The organism is Clostridium sp. UBA5712 (genome assembly GCF_002419845.1).
In the GTDB taxonomy this organism is placed as follows: Bacteria; Bacillota; Clostridia; order Clostridiales; family Clostridiaceae; genus Clostridium_J; species Clostridium_J sulfidigenes.
This window is the reverse complement of the sequence record NZ_DIGW01000005.1, coordinates 1-2,644: the sequence shown is the minus strand read 5'-3', so window position 1 is coordinate 2,644 and position 2,644 is coordinate 1. Positions and strand designations below refer to the sequence as shown.

Genomic DNA, 2,644 nt, shown 5'->3' with positions numbered 1-2,644 from the left:
GTCCACCATATTTGGGGGTATAGCTCAGTTGGGAGAGCACCTGCCTTGCACTCAGGGGGTCAAGGGTTCGAAACCCTTTATCTCCACCAAAGACACTGTATATGCAGTGTCTTTTTTTATATGTTTTTATAATATTTTAAGATAAACTTTCTCATTAGTATGTTAAAATAAAAAAGTAGATAGTATTTCTTTTTGAGTGAATTAATTACTTAATAAGATTTTAGATAAATGAAGGGAGGGAAAATAGAGAATATAAATTTCTCTATTTTATATAATTATGAATATATTAATAACCAATGATGATGGAATTACGGCAAAAGGTATACAGATTATTGCACAGAGACTTCAAAATTCACACAATATATTGGTAGTAGCACCTGATAGTCAAAAAAGTGCTAGCAGTCATTCCATAACATTAATGAATCCTCTTATTGTAAGAAAAGAAAAAATAGAAGGTATAGATGCTCCATGTTTTAGTGTAAGTGGTACACCTGTTGATTGTACAAAAATTGCAATAACTACTATTGCTAGTGAAAAAATAGATATAGTAGTATCAGGAATAAATGATGGATTTAATTTAGGCACCGATGTAATATATTCAGGGACTGTGTCTGCAGCCGTTGAAGGAGCATTAAATAGTACCCCAGCAATTGCATTATCTTGTGATGGTAATGAAGAAAGTTATGAAATAGCTGCAGATTATGCAGAAAAAATATTAAATAAAATTAGAAGTGAGAAAATTGGAAACACAGTACTAAATGTAAACATTCCATCCATAAGTAAAGATAAATTAAAGGGATTAAAGGTATGTAAAATAGGTGAAAGAAATTATAATAATGTATATGTTGAAGTAGAGAAAAGTGATGATAATGTAGTATATAAAATAACTGGTGCGCCGGATGATGCAATGCAAGATAATACTGATGTAGACATGATTAAAGAAGGATATATAACAGTTACACCACTACATTATGACTTAACTAATTTTAACTTAATAACAAAAGTGGAAAATATTTTAGAAAAATAAATTTGATATAACAAAATTTTTATTTTAAATATTGTGATTAATTAGTAATATTAAAGATATGAATAGGGGATGAAATGATGAATAAACCATATGTATTTACACCAGGACCTACTAATGTAAGAGAAAATGTTAGATTGGCTAGGGCTATTGAAACTACTAATCCAGATTTAGATAAGGATTTTTATGATTTTTATAGAGAAACTTGCAATAGAATTAGGGAAATACTAAATACTGAAAAGGATGTGTTTATATTAAGTGGTGAAGGTATATTAGGATTGGAAGCTGCTTGTGCATCACTTACAGAAGTAGGAGATAGAGTACTAATTATTGATAATGGGGTATTTGGTGAAGGCTTTGCTGATTTTGTGAAAATATATGGAGGAATACCTGTGTTGTATTCTGTTGATAGAAAAAGAGAAGTAGATGTGGAACATTTAAGAGAATTCCTTGATAAAGATAGTAATTTTAAATATGCAACTGTTGTTCATTGCGATACACCATCAGGAGTACTTAATGATATAAGTAAAATTTGTCCAATGCTTAAGGAATATGGAATATTAACAGTTGTAGATAGTGTTGCAGCCATGGGAGGAGAACCTATAAATGTAGATGAGTGGGATATAGATATTGCATTAGGTGGTTCTCAAAAAGCTTTTTCAGCTCCACCAGGATTAACTATTGTTACCGTTAGTGATGATGCGGATAAAGTTATGAGAATAAGAAATACTCCGATTGTAGGATTTTATTGTAACTTAACTATATGGAAGGGATATTATGATAAAAAGTGGTTTCCATATACTATGCCAATAAGTGACATATATGGGCTTAGAGTTGCTATAGATAATATACTTGAAGAAGGAATAGAGAATGTACACAATAGACATAAAAATATTGCTGTAGCTACTAGAAATGCATTAACTAGCTATGGGTTAAAGTTATATTTAGATAGCGGCTTTTCATCTACAGTTACAGTAGTAGAAACGCCTACAGGAATAGAGGCAAACAAGTTAATTAATTATATGAGAGATAATTATAATTTACTAATTTCAGGTTCTTTTGATTATCTTGAGAATAAAGTTATTAGAATTGGTCATATGGGAGAAAACAGTAGGATAGATAAAATTTTATTTGTTTTAAATACGTTAGATAAATCTTTAAATGAATTAGGATATAAATCAAAAGTTAATATCATAGAAGAATTTAATAAGTATATTATATTATAATGTGAGAGAGGCCAATTAATTATGAAAATAGTTAATTGGCCTTATATTATTATAAAAAGGATATTTTCAATGGAATATTAAGAAGATTAGTAACTAGTTAACATAACGAATATTTATTGATTTTAATGTGGTATATTTCGTATATAGAGGCTAAATATTAGTATAAGTTATTTTTACTTTAGTATACTATACCATGTGTATCAGTATAAGAAAATAAAAGTAAATTCAAGAAATATAAAGATATATTTAAATAAACTATAATTATAAAAAACTAATATTATATTTGATATAACAAGTATGGTAAGATAAATCTTGTCGCTGAGAGACGCGGTAAGAAACAACAAAAACTTAAGAAAAAACTTCTTAAAAATTTGTTGACAGATAAGAGATTATC

At 28.4% G+C, this 2,644-nt stretch carries 2 protein-coding genes and 1 tRNA gene; all 3 read left to right on the top strand.

All coding sequences use genetic code 11. The features are described from left to right. The first annotated feature begins 13 nt into the window (after nucleotides 1–13). The 3 genes from B3B03_RS02320 to B3B03_RS02310 all read left to right on the top strand — a co-directional run bounded on the left by B3B03_RS02320 (nucleotide 14) and on the right by B3B03_RS02310 (nucleotide 2,250). Nucleotides 14–89, top strand: a tRNA-Ala gene (locus tag B3B03_RS02320). 188 nt (nucleotides 90–277) lie between these two features. Continuing rightward, entirely contained in the window at nucleotides 278–1,027 is a 750-nt protein-coding gene (gene surE, locus B3B03_RS02315; RefSeq protein ID WP_346876377.1) for a 5'/3'-nucleotidase SurE, read from the top strand. 77 nt (nucleotides 1,028–1,104) lie between these two features. Further along, on the top strand, nucleotides 1,105–2,250 hold the full coding sequence (locus B3B03_RS02310; RefSeq protein ID WP_346876376.1) for an alanine--glyoxylate aminotransferase family protein: 1,146 nt from the start codon (nucleotides 1,105–1,107) through the stop codon (nucleotides 2,248–2,250). The last annotated feature ends 394 nt before the right edge of the window (nucleotides 2,251–2,644 follow it).